The organism is Mesorhizobium sp. WSM4840 (genome assembly GCF_055811755.1).
This window is the reverse complement of sequence record NZ_JBVVQD010000009.1, coordinates 42,530-60,471: the sequence shown is the minus strand read 5'-3', so window position 1 is coordinate 60,471 and position 17,942 is coordinate 42,530. Positions and strand designations below refer to the sequence as shown.

Annotated in this window: 20 protein-coding genes and 3 pseudogenes; 4 read left to right on the top strand and 19 right to left on the bottom strand. The window is 60.6% G+C overall.

The features are described from left to right. Window positions 1-36: 36 nt before the first annotated feature. From kdpC to AC0L3I_RS14340, 18 genes and pseudogenes are all read right to left on the bottom strand, one after another. Window positions 37-606, bottom strand: a complete 570-nt coding sequence (gene kdpC / locus AC0L3I_RS14425) for a potassium-transporting ATPase subunit KdpC (protein WP_473527303.1) — start codon at window positions 604-606, stop codon at window positions 37-39. Between the two features lie 13 nt (window positions 607-619). Further along, complete coding sequence (gene kdpB, locus AC0L3I_RS14420; protein WP_473527302.1) at window positions 620-2,713, bottom strand: potassium-transporting ATPase subunit KdpB; 2,094 nt, start codon at window positions 2,711-2,713, stop codon at window positions 620-622. Continuing rightward, window positions 2,714-2,923: a hypothetical protein gene (locus AC0L3I_RS14415; protein WP_473527301.1), complete on the bottom strand. Its 210-nt coding sequence runs from the start codon at window positions 2,921-2,923 to the stop codon at window positions 2,714-2,716. It abuts the gene before it with no gap. A gap of 24 nt (window positions 2,924-2,947) precedes the next feature. After that, window positions 2,948-4,651, bottom strand: a complete 1,704-nt coding sequence (kdpA, locus tag AC0L3I_RS14410) for a potassium-transporting ATPase subunit KdpA (protein WP_473527300.1) — start codon at window positions 4,649-4,651, stop codon at window positions 2,948-2,950. Between the two features lie 33 nt (window positions 4,652-4,684). Then, on the bottom strand, window positions 4,685-4,774 hold the full coding sequence (locus AC0L3I_RS14405; RefSeq protein ID WP_036266998.1) for a K(+)-transporting ATPase subunit F: 90 nt from the start codon (window positions 4,772-4,774) through the stop codon (window positions 4,685-4,687). 352 nt (window positions 4,775-5,126) lie between these two features. Continuing rightward, window positions 5,127-6,626, bottom strand: coding sequence for a hypothetical protein (locus AC0L3I_RS14400; RefSeq protein WP_473527299.1), 1,500 nt, complete (start codon window positions 6,624-6,626; stop codon window positions 5,127-5,129). A 77-nt stretch (window positions 6,627-6,703) separates the two neighbouring features. Then, complete coding sequence (locus AC0L3I_RS14395; protein ID WP_473488014.1) at window positions 6,704-7,405, bottom strand: class I SAM-dependent methyltransferase; 702 nt, start codon at window positions 7,403-7,405, stop codon at window positions 6,704-6,706. Beyond that, complete coding sequence (locus tag AC0L3I_RS14390) at window positions 7,386-8,435, bottom strand: glycosyltransferase family 2 protein (RefSeq protein ID WP_473488013.1); 1,050 nt, start codon at window positions 8,433-8,435, stop codon at window positions 7,386-7,388. Before AC0L3I_RS14390 ends, AC0L3I_RS14395 begins: the two co-directional genes overlap by 20 nt. A gap of 172 nt (window positions 8,436-8,607) precedes the next feature. Further along, window positions 8,608-8,790 (bottom strand): hypothetical protein, encoded by a 183-nt coding sequence (locus AC0L3I_RS14385; RefSeq protein ID WP_165848837.1) that lies wholly within the window; start codon window positions 8,788-8,790, stop codon window positions 8,608-8,610. Continuing rightward, a complete protein-coding gene (locus tag AC0L3I_RS14380; protein ID WP_473373169.1) occupies window positions 8,790-8,978 on the bottom strand; it encodes a DUF3606 domain-containing protein in 189 nt (62 codons plus the stop codon). The genes AC0L3I_RS14385 and AC0L3I_RS14380 overlap by 1 nt, the downstream gene beginning before the upstream one ends. Before the next feature lie 216 nt (window positions 8,979-9,194). Further along, window positions 9,195-9,455 carry a DUF982 domain-containing protein gene (locus tag AC0L3I_RS14375; RefSeq protein ID WP_352965393.1) on the bottom strand — a complete coding sequence of 87 codons (261 nt, stop codon included), beginning with the start codon at window positions 9,453-9,455 and terminating at the stop codon, window positions 9,195-9,197. A 295-nt stretch (window positions 9,456-9,750) separates the two neighbouring features. Then, window positions 9,751-9,975 carry a hypothetical protein gene (locus AC0L3I_RS14370; RefSeq protein WP_473488012.1) on the bottom strand — a complete coding sequence of 75 codons (225 nt, stop codon included), beginning with the start codon at window positions 9,973-9,975 and terminating at the stop codon, window positions 9,751-9,753. Between the two features lie 122 nt (window positions 9,976-10,097). Then, the gene (locus tag AC0L3I_RS14365) at window positions 10,098-10,859 is read right to left on the bottom strand and encodes an NYN domain-containing protein (RefSeq protein ID WP_473488011.1); all 762 of its coding nucleotides are present in this window, start codon (window positions 10,857-10,859) and stop codon (window positions 10,098-10,100) included. Between the two features lie 88 nt (window positions 10,860-10,947). Beyond that, window positions 10,948-11,136: pseudogene (locus AC0L3I_RS14360) on the bottom strand (Atu4866 domain-containing protein); the annotation flags it as partial. Between the two features lie 87 nt (window positions 11,137-11,223). Continuing rightward, on the bottom strand, window positions 11,224-11,928 hold the full coding sequence (locus AC0L3I_RS14355) for an outer membrane protein (RefSeq protein WP_473527298.1): 705 nt from the start codon (window positions 11,926-11,928) through the stop codon (window positions 11,224-11,226). A gap of 344 nt (window positions 11,929-12,272) precedes the next feature. Continuing rightward, complete coding sequence (locus AC0L3I_RS14350; RefSeq protein ID WP_473488052.1) at window positions 12,273-12,566, bottom strand: Atu4866 domain-containing protein; 294 nt, start codon at window positions 12,564-12,566, stop codon at window positions 12,273-12,275. Window positions 12,567-12,636: 70 nt separating this feature from the next. Then, window positions 12,637-13,025, bottom strand: a pseudogene (locus AC0L3I_RS14345) (carboxymuconolactone decarboxylase family protein). Between the two features lie 97 nt (window positions 13,026-13,122). Next, a complete protein-coding gene (locus AC0L3I_RS14340; RefSeq protein ID WP_473527297.1) occupies window positions 13,123-13,848 on the bottom strand; it encodes an SDR family oxidoreductase in 726 nt (241 codons plus the stop codon). A 122-nt stretch (window positions 13,849-13,970) separates the two neighbouring features. Here AC0L3I_RS14340 and AC0L3I_RS14335 point away from each other — a divergent pair, with 122 nt between their 5' ends. The 3 genes and pseudogenes from AC0L3I_RS14335 to AC0L3I_RS14325 all read left to right on the top strand — a co-directional run bounded on the left by AC0L3I_RS14335 (window position 13,971) and on the right by AC0L3I_RS14325 (window position 16,114). Next, entirely contained in the window at window positions 13,971-14,861 is an 891-nt protein-coding gene (locus tag AC0L3I_RS14335; RefSeq protein ID WP_473527296.1) for a LysR family transcriptional regulator, read from the top strand. 162 nt (window positions 14,862-15,023) lie between these two features. After that, window positions 15,024-15,421, top strand: a pseudogene (locus AC0L3I_RS14330) (hypothetical protein). 237 nt (window positions 15,422-15,658) lie between these two features. Continuing rightward, on the top strand, window positions 15,659-16,114 hold the full coding sequence (locus AC0L3I_RS14325; RefSeq protein ID WP_473488007.1) for a YybH family protein: 456 nt from the start codon (window positions 15,659-15,661) through the stop codon (window positions 16,112-16,114). A gap of 250 nt (window positions 16,115-16,364) precedes the next feature. Here the strand turns inward: AC0L3I_RS14325 and AC0L3I_RS14320 are convergent, their stop codons facing one another. After that, window positions 16,365-16,553, bottom strand: coding sequence for a DUF3606 domain-containing protein (locus tag AC0L3I_RS14320; protein WP_473527295.1), 189 nt, complete (start codon window positions 16,551-16,553; stop codon window positions 16,365-16,367). Window positions 16,554-16,691: 138 nt separating this feature from the next. Here AC0L3I_RS14320 and AC0L3I_RS14315 point away from each other — a divergent pair, with 138 nt between their 5' ends. Then, complete coding sequence (locus AC0L3I_RS14315) at window positions 16,692-17,522, top strand: ATP-dependent DNA ligase (protein WP_473527294.1); 831 nt, start codon at window positions 16,692-16,694, stop codon at window positions 17,520-17,522. Window positions 17,523-17,942: the final 420 nt, after the last annotated feature.

The window sequence follows — 17,942 nt, the reverse complement described above, 5'->3', positions numbered from 1 at the left end:
TGGCGTCGGGGATGGTGTCGATCCCCGGACCACCATTCATTGCTTGGTGGCCTCGTCCAGCGCCAGGTTGAGCGCCAGCACATTGACCACCGGCTCTCCCATGAAGCCGAGTTCGCGCTCCTCGACATGGCTGTCGACAAGGGCTTTAACCCTGGCTTCATCAACGCCCCTGGCCCTGGCCACCCTGGCGACCTGGAAATAGGCGGCCTCGGGGCTGATATGCGGATCGAGGCCGCTGCCTGAAGTCGTGACCAGATCGATCGGCACCGGCTGGTTCGGATTTTCCGCTTCCAGCCTGTCGGCATCGCTCTTGACGCGGTCGATCAGCTTGGCGTTGGTCGGCCCGAGGTTCGAGCCGCTCGAAGCGGCGGCGTCGTAGCCGTCGCCCGCAGCCGACGGCCGGCCATGGAAATAGCGCTCGCTGGCAAAAGCCTGGCCGATCAGTTCGGAGCCGACGACCTTGCCGTCCCTCTCGATCAGGCTGCCATTGGCTTGGCGCGGGAACAAGGCCTGGGCGATGCCGGTCATGCCGATCGGATAGATCAGGCCGGTAAGGATGGTGAAGAAAACGATCATGGTGATCGCGGGTCTGATTTGCTTGAGCATGGACTTAATTCCCTTATGCGAGGCCAAGCGCGGTGATGGCCATGTCGATCGCCTTGATGCCGACGAAGGGGACAATGATGCCGCCGAGGCCGTAGACAACAAGGTTGCGGCTGAGCAGCGCGCCCGCGCCGATCGCGCGATATCTGACGCCTCTCAGCGATAGCGGGATCAGCGCGATGATGATCAGTGCGTTGAAGATGATGGCCGAGAGAATGGCGCTCTGCGGCGTTGCCAGATGCATGATGTTTAGCGCCTGCAGCGGACCTGATGTCTGCCCCGGCGCGATGTAGAAGACGGCGAATATGGCCGGGATGATGGCAAAATACTTGGCCACGTCGTTGGCGATGGAGAAGGTCGTCAGCGAGCCGCGCGTCATCAGCAGCGCCTTGCCGATTTCCACGATCTCGATCAGCTTGGTCGGATCGCTGTCGAGGTCGACCATATTGCCGGCTTCGCGTGCGGCGACCGTGCCGGTGTTCATCGCAACGCCGACATCGGCCTGCGCAAGGGCGGGCGCATCATTGGTACCGTCGCCGCACATGGCGACGAGCTTGCCCTTGGCCTGTTCGTCGCGGATGAGCTTCAGCTTGTCCTCGGGCGTCGCCTGGGCAAGAAAATCGTCGACGCCGGCCTCCGCCGCGATCGCCGCCGCCGTCATCGGATTGTCGCCGGTGATCATCACCGTGCGGATCCCCATTTTGCGCAGTTCGGCAAAGCGTTCCCTGATGCCGCCCTTGACGATGTCCTTGAGATGGACGACGCCGAGCAAGCGTCCGTCGCGCTCGACCGCCAGCGGCGTGCCGCCGGATTTGGCGACGTCATCGGCGATCGCCTGCAGGTCGCGGACGGTGTCGCTGCTGGGGCGCGTACCATGCGTGGCGACGGTCGACTGATTGACGTGGGCGAGCACCGAATCGACCGCGCCCTTGCGAACCGAAGAGCCATCGATGTCGACGCCGCTCATGCGCGTTTGCGCGGTGAAGGGCACGAAAGCGGCATGCAGTGTTGCCATGTCGCGGGCGCGGATGGCGTATTTCTCCTTCGCCAGCACGACGATCGAGCGGCCTTCCGGCGTTTCATCGGCAAGCGAGGCCAACTGTGCAGCGTCGGCCAACTCCTGCTCGGTGACGCCCTTGACCGGGCGGAATGCCGTCGCCTGGCGATTGCCGAGCGTGATCGTGCCGGTCTTGTCGAGCAGCAGCGTGTCGACGTCGCCAGCCGCCTCGACGGCGCGGCCCGACATCGCCAGCACGTTGAACCGCACCAGGCGATCCATGCCGGCGATGCCGATGGCCGAAAGCAGCGCCCCGATCGTCGTCGGGATCAAGGTAACGAACAGGGCGACCAGAACGGTCACCGAAATGGTGCCGCCCGAATAGGAGGCGAAACTCGGGATCGTCGCCGTCGCCAGCACGAAGATCAGCGTCATGCCGACGAGCAGGATGTTGAGCGCGATCTCGTTGGGCGTCTTCTGGCGCTCGGCGCCTTCGACCAGCGAGATCATGCGGTCGAGGAACGTATGGCCGGAGGCCGCGGTGATGCGCACGCGGATCCAGTCGGACAATACCTGCGTGCCGCCGGTCACCGCCGAACGGTCGCCGCCGGATTCACGGATCACCGGAGCAGATTCGCCGGTGATCGCCGCCTCGTTGACCGAAGCGACGCCTTCGATCACCTCGCCGTCCGATGGAATGATGTCGCCAGCCTCGACGAGCACCACGTCGCCGACCTTCAGGCTGGTGCCGGGTACCAGCTTGAACTTGGTGCGGTCGTCGCCGCTCAACAGCTTGGCCTCGGCCTCGGTGCGCGCCTTGCGCAGTGAATCGGCCTGCGCCTTGCCTCGGCCTTCGGCGACCGCTTCGGCGAAGTTGGCGAAAAGCACCGTGAACCACAGCCAGATGATGATCTGCAGCGAGAAGCCGAGATCGCCGCCACCCGTGACAAGATCCTTGACGAACAGGACTGACGTGAGCGCCGAGACGACAGCGACGACGAACATCACCGGATTGCGCATCAAGGTGCGCGGGTTCAGTTTCCTGAAGGCGCCGTCGATGGCGGGCAGCAGGATGCTGGCATCCATGATAACAGCGGATTTGGACTGGCTCATTTAGTGGCTTCCAGTATCGATGGTGTTGGACGGCACCGCTCGATCGGATGCCGAAAGTAGGTGCGGAAGCCCGGAGGCCAGCAGCCAGATCGCGATCATGACGGCCGCAATGGCGAAGAACGTGGACATGGTCGGGAAAGGAGGCGGGGTTGCTCCCTTTTGATCGGCTCGATGTCGAATCTTGCGGCGGATGGTTTCGAACCAGGACATGACATTGATCCAAGGTGGGCGGTTTCAGAATGTCTGCCCGTGGATGCTAGCCAGGTGCTCGACGATCGGTCCGACCGCCAGCGCCGGGAAGAAGGTGAGGCCACCGACGATCAGAATGACGCCGACCAGAAGCCCGACGAACAGCGGCCCGTCGGTCGGGAAGGTGCCGGCGGAGGCGGGCACCGTCTTCTTGGCGACCAGCGAACCGGCGATCGCCAGAGCCGGGATGATGACCAGGAAGCGGCCCATCAGCATGCCGATGCCGAGCGTGATGTTGTACCAGGGCGTGTTGCCGGTCAGGCCGCCAAAGGCCGAGCCGTTGTTGGCGGCAGCCGAGGTGTAGGCATAGAGAACCTCGGAGAAGCCGTGCGGGCCGGCATTGGCTATGGAAGCGACGCCTGTCGGCAGCACCACCGCGATGGCGGTGAAGATCAGCATCGCCAGCGGCAGGCAGAGAATGGCGAGCATCGCCATCTTGATCTCCTTGGCCTCGATCTTCTTGCCGAGATATTCGGGCGTGCGTCCGACCATCAGTCCGGCGACGAAGACGGCGATCACGATGTACATCAGGATGCCGTAGAGACCGGCGCCGACACCGCCGACAATGACCTCGCCGAGCTGCATGTTGATGATCGGGATCATGCCGCCAAGCGCGGTAAAGCTGTCATGCATGGCGTTGACGGCGCCGCAGGACGCGGCTGTGGTGATGACCGCAAACAGCGCCGACAAAGCGATGCCGAAGCGCGTTTCCTTGCCTTCCATGTTGCCGCCGTCGATGCCCAGCGCGTGAACCAGCGGATTGCCTGATGCTTCCGCCCAGTAGCAGACGGCGACGCCGGCGATGAACAGGACGGCCATCGAGGTCAAGATCGTCCAACCCTGGCGCTGGTTGCCATTCATGCGGCCGAAGACGTTGGTCAGCGCCGCACCGATGGCGAAGATCGACACCATCTGGATCAGGTTCGAGATCGCATCGGGATTTTCGAAAGGATGCGCGGCATTTGCGTTGAAGAAGCCGCCGCCATTGGTGCCGAGCATCTTGATGGCGATCTGCGAGGCTGCCGGCCCGACCGCGATCGTCTGCCGCGCGCCCTCCAATGTTGTGGCGTCGATATAGGCGCTGAGCGTCTGCGGTATGCCGAGATAGACATAGACCAGCGTCAGCACGATGCAGAGCGGCAACAGCAGGTAAAGGGTGCACCGGGTCATATCGACCCAGAAATTGCCGATCGATTTGCCGGAGGCCTTGGTGAAGCCGCGGATCAGCGCGATTGCGATGGCGATGCCGGTCGCCGCGGACAGGAAGTTCTGGACGGTGAGGCCGGCCATCTGCACGAGATAGGACATCGTGCTTTCGCCGCCGTAGTTCTGCCAGTTGGTGTTGGTCATGAAGCTGGCGGCGGTGTTGAAGGCGAGACCGGGTTCGACGGCGCTCATACCGGCCGGATTGTAAGGCAGGCTGCCTTGCAGCCGCTGCAGGAAATAAAGCACCAGGAAACCGGCCAGGTTGAAGAACAGCAAAGCCGCCGCATAGGTGGTCCAGTGCTGCTCCTCACGCTCGCTGGTTCCCGAGATGCGATAAAGGCTCCGCTCGACAGGGCCCAAAATCGGCGAGAGGAATATGCGGTCGCCGCTGAAAACGCGAAACATGTAGCCGCCGAGCGGCTTCACGAGCAAAACGACGATCCCGCAATAGACGAGGATCTGTATCCATCCGTTGAAAGTCATTGAAATAGCTTTCCGTGCCTTCGCCAGTTGCCGTTAGAAGCGTTCTGGGCGAACGAGGGCGTATGTCAGGTAGGCGAGAAGGAACAAGGTCACAGCGCCACCAAGGATGTAATCGACAAGCATGTTGTGGTCCTTCCGCCTAAAGACTGTCGCAGGCTTTGATGAAGGCGAAGAACAGGGCGAAAAATAAAAACCCTATTCCGAGAACGATGATGTCCATCGGACTTGCTCCTTATTTTCGTTTTGCACTGCCTTGCCTGCAGCCGGCAGGGTTGAGGTCATGTGAAGACACTCGGTCGCGACGGCAATGGCGAACGAGATAAGTCCTTCCCGACGGGATATGGATCAAAACCCCATAAAGGTTCGAGCCGGGGCAAAGAGGAAAGAAATAAAAATCCTATAGGGATTTTGCCGTGATGATCTCAGCGCACGGCGTTTAAAGACAAGTCGCGCGCCGGCGCGAAGCTGCCGAAAATCAGCGATCGCGCGTATAGATCACGGCGTAGTCGTCCGCATACGCCCGCTTCCAGCCCAATTCATCGAAGAATGGAATGCGGCTATCGTCCGGCGTCAGCAAGGCCCAGTCTATCGCATGCTTCCCGAGCTGCGCTTCGAGGACAGGCTTTCCACCGCTGCGTCCTGTCTCGGCATCTGTCTTCATAAAGCCGTTGAGAAAGAGCTGATCTGTCCGGCCGTCGATGAATGTCTTGATTCCATGGAAAATCAAGCTGCCGCCAAAGTTGTAGGAATTCAGGACATTGCCTGACAGATGATGGCTTTCGACGAATGCAAGCGCATCCTTGGCCGAAGTCTTCTGACTCGGCGCGACCGGATAGGCGCTCGTGTGCATTGCGGTTGTAGCCACCAGCAAAACGCCTGCCACGCCGCAAATCTGGTAAAATCGCTCCGCGAAAAACCGTTCCAGCCCGTCGCGCCTGTCGGACATCCATTTCGCCAGGGAGAGCGCGGGATATTGCTCCGCAATCTCGGCCGCAAGCACGATCGGGACCAGCAGAAAGAACAGGTACATGAAGCGCAAATGGGTGAGATAGATATGCAAGGCAAAGACGATGAACAGCGCCTTCGCCCAGCCGATGCGAAGTCTCGACACAAGCAGCGCGAAAACGAACAGTAGGATACCCACCTCCTGGAACCGTTGATCCGAGGCGTCGAACGGTTTCCACTCGATAATCAAGGGAACCGCTTCATTGCCATAGGCTACGGTGAAAGTGGCAAGGATGGCCTTGATGCCATAGGGATTGATCAAGCTGACCACCGGGCAGAGCAGCCCGAAGGCAACCCATTTGCCAAGGAGTACGGGGTTGGACAGGCGGGTTCGCACAAGAACATCGAGGCCGGCGAAAGCCGCGATGACGAAGCCGATGGTAAAGGTCGCGTGGAGATTGGCCCACAGGACAAGCAGGGCAAGCAGCCAAAGAGGCGGTCCCTGCTCATTGCGCGCTGCGCGAAAAAGCATTGCGGTCCAGATCACGATGATGGGCAAGGTGAAGATGTGCGGACGCGCGGTGTAGATCGGGGAGATCATGGCCGCCCCGAACAAGGCCAGTCCCACTGCCGCCATCGGTCTCAACCAGGTGCTGAGATACCATGACAGCAGCGCGCCCATCAGGGCGATGGTTGAGATGATCAGCACCGCCACGCCGTTCCAGCCACCTGCCGTGTAGGCGAGCGCAAGGAGAACCTGTCCAAGCCATTCCTTGGCGATCCACGGGTGTCCGGCGAAAGTGTGAGAATAGCTGTCGACAACCGGGAACGTACGATTTGCCAGCAGATCGAGCCCAACCTTGACCTGCCACCAGCAGTCGGGGTCCTGCAGGATGGCCTGGGTGTGGGCGGAAAGCGCGAAGGCCACGAGAGGCGCGACGAGCAGGCAGAACATCACTCTGGCCCGCTGCGCGTCGTTGAGCGACGACGCGGTCGCAACGGTCGCTACGGTCGCCTGAATCCCGTTCATTTCATAGCTCCAGTCCGCTCTGCGGCAGATCGATTGGCGGTTTCAGCTTGTCGCTCATCCGAGGGCAGGGCGTCCGCTCAAACGGCAGGCTTGATCGCATGCACGAAATATTGGGCTCCCATAGGCATCCTGGTCAGGAAGCGCTCCAAGGGTCGCAATCTTGCGAGCACGCGTGGGAAAAAGATCCGGTAGACGACGTCGGATTTGGAGAAGCCGGCCGCAGCCATTCGCTTGCGCACATCACGGCTGTTGATCAGGATTGCGTTCGCGTCGAAAGCGCAGTTTCGCACCGCGTGCGTCGTCAGCGGATTCCAGGGATTGTGCTCGAACAAAAAGAAGCTGCCACCGCCCGTCAGCACTCTCTCGATCTCCTTGATCAGGGCGACATGGAGGTTTTCGGGGATGTGATGGAACACGCAGGCGGCGAAGGCGAGATCGAAACTCGCGTCGTCGTAAGGGATCGTTTCGCCGTCGAAGTGCCTGAAATCGGCCTGGCCGGGAAAGCGCGTGCGGGCGATGTCGAGCGACTGCGAGGAGGGGTCGAGCAAGGTGATTTCGCTGTCGGGAAATGCGGCGCGCATAGGTCCCAGCGCATTGCCGACACCCGCGCCGAAGTCGAGTATCCGCCGTGGCTTCACGCCTGAGCGGGCGAGCCTTGCCGCGACATCGTCGATCTTGTACTGCGCGAAGAAATCCGGGGTTTCGCCGCTCAGCCGGATACTTGCGGCATGCTGCTGCTGATACTCCAGCGCGAACTGGTCAAACTCGGCCTGAAGCACGCGCGGCTCCCTTCGTCAGTTCATGGGCCATTTCCTGAAGGTGATGGACCGGCAGCTTCCCGGCGGCAGGATCATGGGCAGCGATCTCGTTTATGAGGTAGAGCGGCCGTCGCTTGGTCTCCATATACATGCGCCCGAGATATTCCCCGAAAATCCCAAGGACCAGAAGCTGGACGCTGCCGAGGATCAGGACGATTGCCGCCAGGCTGGTCCAGCCGGGCAACACGCTGCCGGCGAACCATGAGAAGAGCGTGTAGCCGAGCGCAGCAAGCCCGAGAAAGCCGAAGATCATACCGAGATGCGAGGCGAACCGCAGGGGCACGATGGAAAAGCTCGTCATCGCATCCATTGCCAGAAGCACCATCTTCTTCAATGGGTAATGCGTGGTGCCTGCGAAGCGCTGGTGCCGCTCATAGGCAAAGGCCACCTGCTTGAGGCCGATCCAGCTCACCATGCCGCGAATGAAGCGGTAACGCTCGGGCATCGCATTGAGATGATCGAGCGCGCGGCGGTTCATCAGGCGAAAATCCCCGGAATCGAGCGCCATGTCGACGTCGACCATCTTGCGCAGCAGCCGGTAGAACAATGCGGCGGTTGCGCGCTTGAACCAGCCTTCGCCCTGGCGCTTCAGCCGCTGGCCATAGACGACGTCGAACCCCTCATCCATCTTTGCCATCATGGCTTTGAGCAATTCCGGCGGGTCCTGGAGGTCGGCATCGAGAATGAGAATGCGCTGGCCGCGGCAAAACTCCAGGCCGGCGCTGAGCGCAATCTGGTGGCCGTAATTTCGGGCGAGGTCTATGCCGACGACGTGGCTGTCCTGCTTGGCGAGTTCGAAAATGGCCTCGCGGGTGCCGTCGGTGGCTCCGTCGATGACCAGCACGATCTCGTAGGAAAGCCCCGCTTGTTCACGGCAAACGGCTGTGACGCGCCGGTAAAGTTCGGCGACCCCGCCGATTTCATTGTAGCACGGCACGACAACCGACAGCGCGACGGCGCGTCGCGCAGCGATTTTCTCTGTTTGCGCCAAAAGCCCAGCTCCCATGATTAGAACGGGAATAGGCCGAATTTGTTAGAAAATTGATAAGCCGCTCAGGATTGCCGGCCCGCGACGCCAGATAAGCGAAGCGTACGGATGGCCGGGCGCGTGCGACGGTGATGCGGGGATACGGCGAGGGCAGACGCTCCGCCAAATCGGCGGCTCAGCCTTCGGCCTTGAAGTTCTTCGCTTCCTTCTCGACCTTGGCGCGGTCCTTGCCGTGCTTGCGCATCAGATCCTTCGCCTGGTTGGGCGAAACGTCGGTGGTCTCGGCCAGGCGCAGGGCCTCCTTGTCGTCCGGTTCGCGTTTCTTCCGATCCGCCATTGTGGTCCGCTTGTCAGACATCACGACGCCTTTATGCTCTCGGCGATTTCGTTCAGCACCCTGCGATCGGTGCCGTGGCGCTTGATCAAGGTGCGTGCCTGTTTGGGAGTAATGCCGGCTTCCTCGGCGAGATGCCTCACCTCATAGTCTTCGTCGCCGGCAACTTGTGAGCGATCGCGGTTGTCGGTCTTGGTCTTGTCGTCGGGCATGGCAGTTCTCCTCGTTTCGACCTAGAGCATAACGACGGAGATTTCGTGAGGTTCCTTAATGCATGTCGCCCAAAAGTGCGCAGCGGTTTTGGGACAACGACATGCATAAACAACAGCAATGCATGTCGCCCAAAAGTGCGCAGCGGCTTGGGACAACGACATGCAAAAACAAGAACTAAAAGCGCGTCGCACGAATCTCTTCAGACGTGATGCGCTTTAGTGCCGGCCTTCGCGCACAAACACATGGGCTTCCTTGGCGGCGGCCGTGAATGCCCGCCGCGCACTGCCAACCGCCCGTCGCTGCTCCATCGCGTCCATCATGGCTTTCAAGGCCGCGCGATATTTCGGCCCGCGCTTTTCGTCTGGCCATTTGTCGACCAGCAGCGAGGCCGCCTGGACCGTCCTCGTCACAGAGAGAGGGCGGCCGACCCGTTCGCTCTCGATCGTCACCGGAACGTCGAATTGTTCATCACGCATTACCGCCACTCCTTGACTCCAAGGACAGCAACGGCGCAGCGGGACTATCCGTTCCGATGACGAATGGCGTGATCCATCCCGATCACAATTCATGGTTACTGAGTGGCTTACGTCGCCGCCCTAATGCATGTCGCGCAAAAGCATGCCCTCGGGCCCTGACCCGAGGGTGTGCAGCGGTTTTGCGATAACGACATGCATAAAACAGCAACCTGAAGCGCGTCGCATGAGGCCGATCAAACGCGACGCGCTTTAGTTCCGACAGTGCGCAAGCTGATTGGGCGCAGGGCGACATGCATTAGCGGGACCGATGGTCGAACACGACCCCCATGGTCCTACCAATTGCGGTCATCACGACAAGCTCGACCAGATGGTCGTCGCTGTCCTCACAAGCCGGGGCTGCCCGGCGGATGGCGTCTATTGCGGCTCTGGTCGATATGGTGTCGCCAGCGCGAAATTTTGAAAGCGCAGATGAAACAAGTTCCTGGGCCGTCACGACAGGCACTCTCGAAACGATGTTCATCGGCCTCCTCCGCCATGAACCCCCCTCCGACGAGAATGATACGCCGAATGGCGGTTTCCGCCAGCGAAATAGTGGTCCGACCAGAGGCCAATCGGACCGGGGACAGTTGCCTTTTTGCAGGCTCAGCGCGACGCTGCCGACTTCGATTTCTCTCGGCTCCTCGCAGCTGGCTTGACCCTTATACGCATCGCTCCGCCCTCGGGATGATCGATCTCAAAGGCATTGGTCTTCCGCACGAGATCGCTCAGCTTGCGAAAGCCGAAGGTTCTCGGATCGAAGTCCGATGCCAGATTGGCGAGCTGATTGCCTACGATGCCGAGCGGCACCCAGCCGTCCTCGTTTCCCATCTGTGAAATGACCTTGGTGATGATCGGCGTCGCGGCGCTGGGCGGCTGCAAAGATTTCGTCGGCGCCGCATCCTGAGCGTTGGCTGGTGCGGTCGCAAGCAGGTTCTCGGTGTATACGAACCGGCGGCATGCCTGCCGGAAACTCTCCGGTGTCTTCTGCTCGCCAAACCCATACACGTCGATCCCGTGTTCCCTGATGCGAGCTGCAAGGCGGGTGAAATCGCTGTCGGACGACACCAGGCAGAAGCCTTCGAACCGCCCGCTGTGGAGAAGGTCCATCGCGTCGATGACGAGCGTGATGTCGGATGCGTTCTTGCCGGTGGTGTAGGCGAATTGCTGCTGCGGGATGATCGCATGCTTCGACAGCACATCGGCCCATGCCTTCGAACGGGTGCTGGAAAAATCGCCATAGATGCGACGAACGCTCGCCTCGCCGATCTTTGCGATTTCCTCGAACAACCCGTCGGCAATCTTGGCCGAGGCATTGTCTGCGTCGATCAGCACTGCAAGCCGTGGAGAACGTGGTTCGGTAGGCAAGGTGGGCTCCTTTTTGGCGTCGCACCAAATGACATATGGTGCAGCGGCACGATGCGAAACCTTTTTATCGAGATTCGACGAACGTCGGCTAGCTCTCCCGATACAAGATCATGCCTGCCTGGTGCAGAACGCCGTCAATGAACGTTCCGTCCGCGGTAAAGCCGGTGTCGTCCCAATAGTCGATGTGATTTCCTCGGATCTCATAGCGGCCCTGGTATGCGCTCTCACGGTTTCCGCGCGTTTCGTCATAGCGACCGTTTGGAAGCAAGTTGTGGCGGTGCGGATGTTGAGGCGGTGATAGCTATTCGAGCCCAAACGAAAACCCCGGCCGCTAGGCCGGGGTTTCCCTTGCGTCCCCAAAGGATCAGAACTTGTAGCTGACGCCGACCCTCACCGCGTGGGTGGTTAGGTCAACCGGCATATCGACATCCGGGAATCCCGGAGCCAAATTGCCCGAGGCTTCTCCGAAGTCTGTATACCGATACGCCAGTCGCGCGGTCCAATGTTCGTTGAAGGCCCACTCGCCGCCGGCACCGATCGTCCAGCCGTTGAGCGTATCCGAATAGTCCCCGCTGACAGGAAGCGGGAAGGGGCCGCCACCGAAGTCGAAATCGCCAATCGCCCAGCCGCCGGTAACATAGAGAAGCGCCTTATCGTATGCGTAGCCGAGCCTTGCGCGGATCGAGCCCTGCCAGTTCAATTCGCTGGTTCCAACAGATGTCAGTCCGGCTGTGTTTTCGAAGCTGCCATCCACGCTACCGCCTTCGAAATCACCCTCGACACCGTAGACAAAAGAACCGGATTGCCAATTGTACCCGACATGGACGCCACCAATGAAGCCATCGGGATCGGAATCGTCACTTGGCGCACCGTTGGAGTAGCTGTGATCTGCCTGCCCCCAGAGATAGCCGCCCTGAACACCGATATAAAGGCCGCTCCAGTCGTAGGCAACGGCCGCAGCCGGCGCGGGCTCGTAAACAATTGCATCGGCCGCGAAGGCCGGAACCGGAATCAGGGCCAAGGCCGCACCGCTGAAAAGGAACGTAGTGGCAAACACGATTTTCTTCATGGACTGATGCCTGTGTTAAAAGGAAGTGACCAAGAATGGACTACCACAAAAGGTTGTGGCTTAACTGTAACTGCGGCGCAACACACGGAGGCAAATGCACCGTTCGGTTGTGGCGGTGATCCTGGTTCCTTTTTGCGCGCGTGACTCTTGCCGACTTCCTGACCGCCGAGGAGTCGCTGTATGTGAGTTGCAGCAGCGCGTGTGCGAAATGCGGCGGGAAGGAGGCAGGCGTTATCTGCACGCCAGGCGCGAGCAGTACGGTGACAGGTGCGCCGGGAGACCGGCTTCGCACCAATGACATATGGTGCAGCGGTAACGTTTTTGTCGAGACTCGACGAACGTCACTACTTCTCCCGATACAAGATCATACCGGCGTGATGCAGCACGCCGCCAATGAACGTTCCGTCAGCGGTAAAGCCGGTGTCGTCCCAATAGTCGATGTGATTTCCTCGGATCTCATAGCGCCCCTGGTACGCGCTCTCACGGCTTCCGCGCGCTTCGTCATAGCGACCGTTTGGAAGCAAGTCGTGGCGGATATGGCCATCGGCCGTGACCCACATCCCGACATAGGGATGGCTTGCCGAAGGTTGGGTAACTGTATTTTGCTCGACATTCATCCGGGCGTGACCTTTCTGCATGGGTAAGACGGCCGCCCCGGCAACAAGCACGGCAGCGGCAAGTATCGAAATCTGTTTCATGGACAGCTCCTCAGGGCTGTTTGCCGGGAGCGGCGCGACGCTCGGTGAACAGCTCGGAGAGCGCTTGCGATGCTGCGATCGCGCGGGGGAATCCGGCCGGAACCGTCACCATGTAGATGACTTCCTTCAGCTCTTCCTCGGACACGCCGATATTGAGCGCATAACCGGCATGAATTCTTATGAACGCAGTCTCGCCCATGGCTGCGAATACCGCGACGGCGGCGAGTTGGCGTGTGCGGTTGTCGAGCCCCGGACGGGACCGGACGTCGCCGAGCGCATAGCCTTGGGTTGCTCAGGCCAGAAACGGAAACTCCTGTCTCTGCGTTCCAGCGCAGGCTGCGGAGCGCCATTGTTCAGGCTCCTGACGACGGCATCGCCGCGTTGCAGTCGCTCTTCCATCGTCTGCGATTTGGCGGTTTGAGGGACCGCGCCGTGCAGCAACGCGACGGCAATCGCGCTATACGAGCTGTGAAAACGAAAATCCATTGTTGCCTCCCTACTTGCTGGCTGTCGGTCGTATGACGATCTCGTTCACGTCGACATCGTCCGGCTGTTCGAGGGCGAAGCGAACGGCACGGCCAATCGCGTCGGGCTGCAGCGCAATGGCGCGATAAGTCTTCATCGCTGCCGCCGCCACCGGATCGGTGATCGTGTCGGCGAGTTCGCTCTCGACCACGCCGGGATGGATGCACGTGACGCGGATGTTGTCGTGCTCCTGCCGCAAGCCATCGGAGATCGCGCGGACCGCGTGTTTGGTTGCGCAATAGACAGCGGCTGTCGGCGACACCGAAAGCGCGCCGATGGAGGCGATGTTGACAACGTGGCCGGAGCCTCGGGCCGTCATCTCCGGCAGCACCGCGGCAACGCCGTAGAGCACGCCCTTGATGTTGACGTCGACCATTCGGTCCCATTCATCGACTTTCATCGACGCCATCAGCGACAACGGCATGACGCCGGCATTATTGACGATCACGTCGACGCGTCCCCAGGCCCGGCGCGCCGCTTCGGCAAAGGCGGCGACATCGGCGCGGTCGGTCACGTCCAGGCGGCGTGTCATTGCCTCCCCGCCGTTTGCCCTGATCTCTTCTGCGAGCGTGTCCAGCCGATCGGTGCGGCGCGCACCGAGCATGACCTTTGCTCCGGCAGCACCGAGCTCCCGGCCGATGGCGGCGCCAATGCCGCTCGAAGCCCCGGTAATGAGCACAACTTTGTTGAGGGACATGTTTCGTCTCCGTCTGGTTGATCTTGCGAACCGCCATGCAGGCGGTTGCCACCAAGATGGATCTGTTCCACTGTTGCGATAAGACGACCATTTGTTCGCAGCATGGAAAGAACAGCTAACCAATGCAGCCGGATCTCAATGCGCTTGCGGTGTTCGCCCTCGTGGCCGAGGAGCGGAGCTTTCGCGCGGCTGCGGACCGCATGGGCGTCACCCGCTCGGCGGTGAGCCAGACGATGAAGCGCCTGGAAGAGACGCTCGGTATCGCTCTTGTCCAGCGCACGACGCGAAGCGTCAGCCTGACCGAGGCTGGCGAACGCCTCTACGCCGAGATAGCGCCCGCCATTGCCGACATGCGCGCCGCGATGGAGACCACCGGGGACCTGCGCGGGCGTCCGCGCGGGCAGTTGCGGCTCGCCGTCTCGTCGATCGCCGAGCGCTTTCTTTCAGGGCCATTCCTGGCGAGCTTTGCCGAAGCCCATCCGGAGGTTCAGATCGACATCACGGTGACGGACGAGGAATTCGACATCGTCGCCGAGGGATACGATGCCGGCGTCAGGCTCGGCGAAGTGGTCGAGCAGGACATGATCGCGGTGCCTGTCGCCGGTGACGAGCGGCAGCTGGCTGTCTGCGCGCCGGCCTATCGCGGTCGGTGCGGGGCCCCTTCGCATCCGAGGGAACTCGCCGGCCATCGCTGCATTGGCTGGCGCCGCGCACCGAAGGTCGCGCCCTATCGTTGGGAATTCGCCGAGAACGGCAAGGAGTTCAGCGTCGCCGTTGCGCCGGAGATCACGACCAACGACATGGCGTTGATGATAAAGCTGGCCATCGCCGGCGCCGGCGTCACCTTCGGCATGGAGGAGAGCTTTCGCCCGTGGATCGATCGGGGCGAGCTGGTGCCAGTTCTCGAGGACTATTGCCCGCGCTTTGCCGGCTTCTACCTCTATTATCCGAGCCGTCGCAACGTCGCGCCGAAGCTGCGCGCCCTTGTCGATCACCTACGGCGTCATGGCTAGCGTCTTTCGCCGGTATGGCGACCATGTCGATGTTGCAATTACATTAGCGTGAGTGCATGTTTTCGTCAGCCGGCGCAAGCCGGTCAGGCCCGGTGGCTGGCCGGTCACCCCCATAGGCTGCCGGGCCGCCAGCAACGGCTTGGGAGGACAAGATAGCCGAAAATCTCGGAACTCTTTTTCAAGACAGCGATCGTCTTTCTTATCTTGGGAATCGCAGCCGGCCTGCAGATGGCAATTTCAGGCAATCACGGTGCTTACCCGGCTCACGCACACATCAGTCTTCTGGGATGGGTCACAAGTGCAATATTCCGGGGGGTACTACGCCCTGAACCCGACAAAAGCCGCCCGCAGGATCGCGATGGTCCATTACGGCGTCTACAATCTTGGCCTGGTCGTGATGTTACCGGCTCTACGTGATGCTGCATGGAAATCCGGCCCTCGAGCCGATCGTCGCCACGGGCTCGATGATCGTCGCTGTCAGCGTGCTGATCTTTGCCTTCGTGGTCTTCTCCGTCGAAACGGCGCGCTCAGTCTCGGGAATACCTGCGGTTCCACACTGAACGGCGTCGGGACCTTGCTGAACCAAGCGCGCGCCTCTGGCGGAGGAAGCGGGCCGATCGGGGTTGTGGGCTGAGAGCGTCTGGCGCTTGCGCCATAATATTAGATAAGCCTAATGTAAATCATGGTTTAGATATGCCTAATATACATCATGGTCTGGCCGATTGAGCGGGCGCGGCGGCGCGCTCGGGTTGGGCGTGCTATTCATAGATATGTCGATCACGCAAAGGGAGGACGAAATGAGACTGGTTAAGTCATTTGCATTTGCTGCTGTGCTGCTTCTTTCCTCTGCATTGTCTGCGGCCGCCCAGTCGGCTCGCGAGGACATCGAAGCGGCGCTGACGAAATTCACGGACGCCTTCAACAGCGGAAACGCGGCGGCGGTGGGTCAATTGTATACGGAGGACGCTGCGGTGCTGCCGCCCGACGGCAAGCGCGTCGATGGCCGCAAGGGCGTGGAAGAATTCTGGCAGGGCGCGATCAAAGGCGGGATGAAGAATCTCACCCTGAAGGCAGTGGAAGTGGAAGAGAGCGCGAACCTCGCCTACGAAGTTGGCGCATTTACGCTCGATGTGCCGAGCAAAGACGGCGCCCTCTCCACCGTTGCAGGCAAGTACATCGTCGTCTGGAAAAAGGGCGACGACAGGACATGGCGCCTGCATCGGGACATCTGGAATTTAGGTGCGGCCCAATAGGGATTGATATCCAGGCCTCATTGACCGGCTTGGCGAAAGGTGCGGCAGGTTTTTTGCGTTGGAACAAAGGCTTAGAAAGTTCAGCTTCCGCGGCATTATTTCCTGTGCAGACATGCTGCAAGATCGGATCGTCCCTCCGATCAGCCCGCGTCCTCTTCCCCTCCACGGGGCGCGGGCTTTTTCTGCCTATCGTACGGGATAGCCAACGACCAGCCGGCGATCGGCGGCCTCAGGTCTGAAAGTTTGGTCATCATTGTGCCGGCAATGCCTTCGCGGCCTCGGTCAGGGTTGCCCGATCGTTGCCGTGCTTGCGGATCAGTTCGCGCACCTGCACCGGCCTGATGTTGTTCTGCAGAGCGAAAAAGTTCACCTCATAATCATCGTCCGCCGATATCTTGCTGCGGTCACGGAAGTCGCGTTTGGTTTTGTCGTCTGCCATATCGCACGTCCTTTTTTGAATTTCGTTATGTTAACTATGGCTAATATACGCCGGTGACCTAGACTAGGTTCCATGCGCAGGCGGGGAGGTGCCGGCACCGGCCGGCTAGAGTTCATACTTCCGATGGAGCCCCAACTGGTGGCCAAGCCGCCCGAGGGTGACAATTGGATTCATAAGATCAAGCTGGATGGCTACCGCTCCCAGGTCGTCATCAACAGCCCCGAAGATATTCGCGTCTTCACCAAAACCGGCAAGGACTGGACGCGCAAATATCTGGGCATTGTGGAAGCCGCGGGGGAGCTCGAGGTCGAGAACGCCATCATCGACGGCGAAGCGGTCATCACCGACAAGGCCGGAATGCCCGACTTCAACGCGCTCCAGAACGCCGTCCACAACAATCCCTATGGCATGTATCTCGTCGCATTCGACATCATGCATCTGAACGGCCATGATCTGCGTGACATCGGCTGCAAGGCGCGCCGCGAAATTCTCCACGGCATCATCAAGCCGAACAGCCGGATCCAGTTCAGCGAGGCCATGCCTGGTGACGCGAAGTCTGTCTTCTATCTCGTCGATCAGGTCGAGCTTGAGGGAATTGTCTCGAAGCGCCCCGACAGCAAATATCGCAGCGGCCCGACCTCGAACTGGCTGAAGACCAAGAGCTTCACGGTCGACGAATTCGAACTGCTGGGCGTCGAGCGCGAGCCTGGCAAGGCGGCCTTCGCCCTTTTGGCGCAGCCCGGCACCGGGAAATATGTCGGTTCCGCCCTCATCAGCCTGGGCCGCGACATGAAGGAGCGGCTGTTGAAGCGGGTTCGGGACCACGCCAGGCCGCCGCCAGAGGCCATGAAAAAGCGGCCGGCGACGCAATGGGTCGCTCCTGGCGTCAAGCTGCGCATCAAGCATCTCCGCGGCGATCACAGCCACATACGCCATGCCTCGCTGCTTGGTTTCGGTGACGAGGAGTAGCGTCGTTTGGACACCGGCTTAGCCGCTCGACCGTCTCGATGATAGCCTTGGCACGCGGCGCTACCGAGCGGATGAAGAGACGGCGACACAGGGGTCAAGCCGGGGATGATCGGCCATGATGCGACTTTTGGCAGGGACTTCGTCGAGGCCGCGTTTTCCTCCATTTAAAAGGCCGGGCTATAAGCCGCACAAGTTTTAACCAGTAGCAGGTTAATTCAGATCGGCATGCCTCGCTGCAGGATTTTTGGGATGAAGACTAGAACGCCGTTTGTGTCTCGAAGACGCGACAACGCAAAGTTCACCGGCCCGGCCAAACGCCCACTATTTGACAAGCTCGGGTAGATCAGCTCCCACTGGATTCAAGCCGCCGCATCGCCGAGCTACTGCCAGCGACGCGGGTTGACGCCCGATCGGGCCGTT

Coding starts and splice junctions, on each gene's coding strand:
- AC0L3I_RS14400 (WP_473527299.1), bottom strand. CDS start 6,626: ATGAACGGGATTCAGGCGACCGTAGCGACCGTTGCGACCGCGTCGTCG.
- kdpB (WP_473527302.1), bottom strand. CDS start 2,713: ATGAGCCAGTCCAAATCCGCTGTTATCATGGATGCCAGCATCCTGCTG.
- AC0L3I_RS14335 (WP_473527296.1), top strand. CDS start 13,971: ATGCAGCCGGATCTCAATGCGCTTGCGGTGTTCGCCCTCGTGGCCGAG.
- AC0L3I_RS14380 (WP_473373169.1), bottom strand. CDS start 8,978: ATGCCCGACGACAAGACCAAGACCGACAACCGCGATCGCTCACAAGTT.
- AC0L3I_RS14370 (WP_473488012.1), bottom strand. CDS start 9,975: ATGAACATCGTTTCGAGAGTGCCTGTCGTGACGGCCCAGGAACTTGTT.
- AC0L3I_RS14350 (WP_473488052.1), bottom strand. CDS start 12,566: ATGCAGAAAGGTCACGCCCGGATGAATGTCGAGCAAAATACAGTTACC.
- AC0L3I_RS14320 (WP_473527295.1), bottom strand. CDS start 16,553: ATGGCAGACGACAAAACCAAACGCGACTTCCGTGACCGCAGCAAGATA.
- AC0L3I_RS14415 (WP_473527301.1), bottom strand. CDS start 2,923: ATGTCCTGGTTCGAAACCATCCGCCGCAAGATTCGACATCGAGCCGAT.
- AC0L3I_RS14325 (WP_473488007.1), top strand. CDS start 15,659: ATGAGACTGGTTAAGTCATTTGCATTTGCTGCTGTGCTGCTTCTTTCC.
- AC0L3I_RS14405 (WP_036266998.1), bottom strand. CDS start 4,774: ATGCTTGTCGATTACATCCTTGGTGGCGCTGTGACCTTGTTCCTTCTC.
- AC0L3I_RS14385 (WP_165848837.1), bottom strand. CDS start 8,790: ATGTCTGACAAGCGGACCACAATGGCGGATCGGAAGAAACGCGAACCG.
- kdpA (WP_473527300.1), bottom strand. CDS start 4,651: ATGACTTTCAACGGATGGATACAGATCCTCGTCTATTGCGGGATCGTC.
- AC0L3I_RS14340 (WP_473527297.1), bottom strand. CDS start 13,848: ATGTCCCTCAACAAAGTTGTGCTCATTACCGGGGCTTCGAGCGGCATT.
- AC0L3I_RS14375 (WP_352965393.1), bottom strand. CDS start 9,455: ATGCGTGATGAACAATTCGACGTTCCGGTGACGATCGAGAGCGAACGG.
- kdpC (WP_473527303.1), bottom strand. CDS start 606: ATGCTCAAGCAAATCAGACCCGCGATCACCATGATCGTTTTCTTCACC.
- AC0L3I_RS14355 (WP_473527298.1), bottom strand. CDS start 11,928: ATGAAGAAAATCGTGTTTGCCACTACGTTCCTTTTCAGCGGTGCGGCC.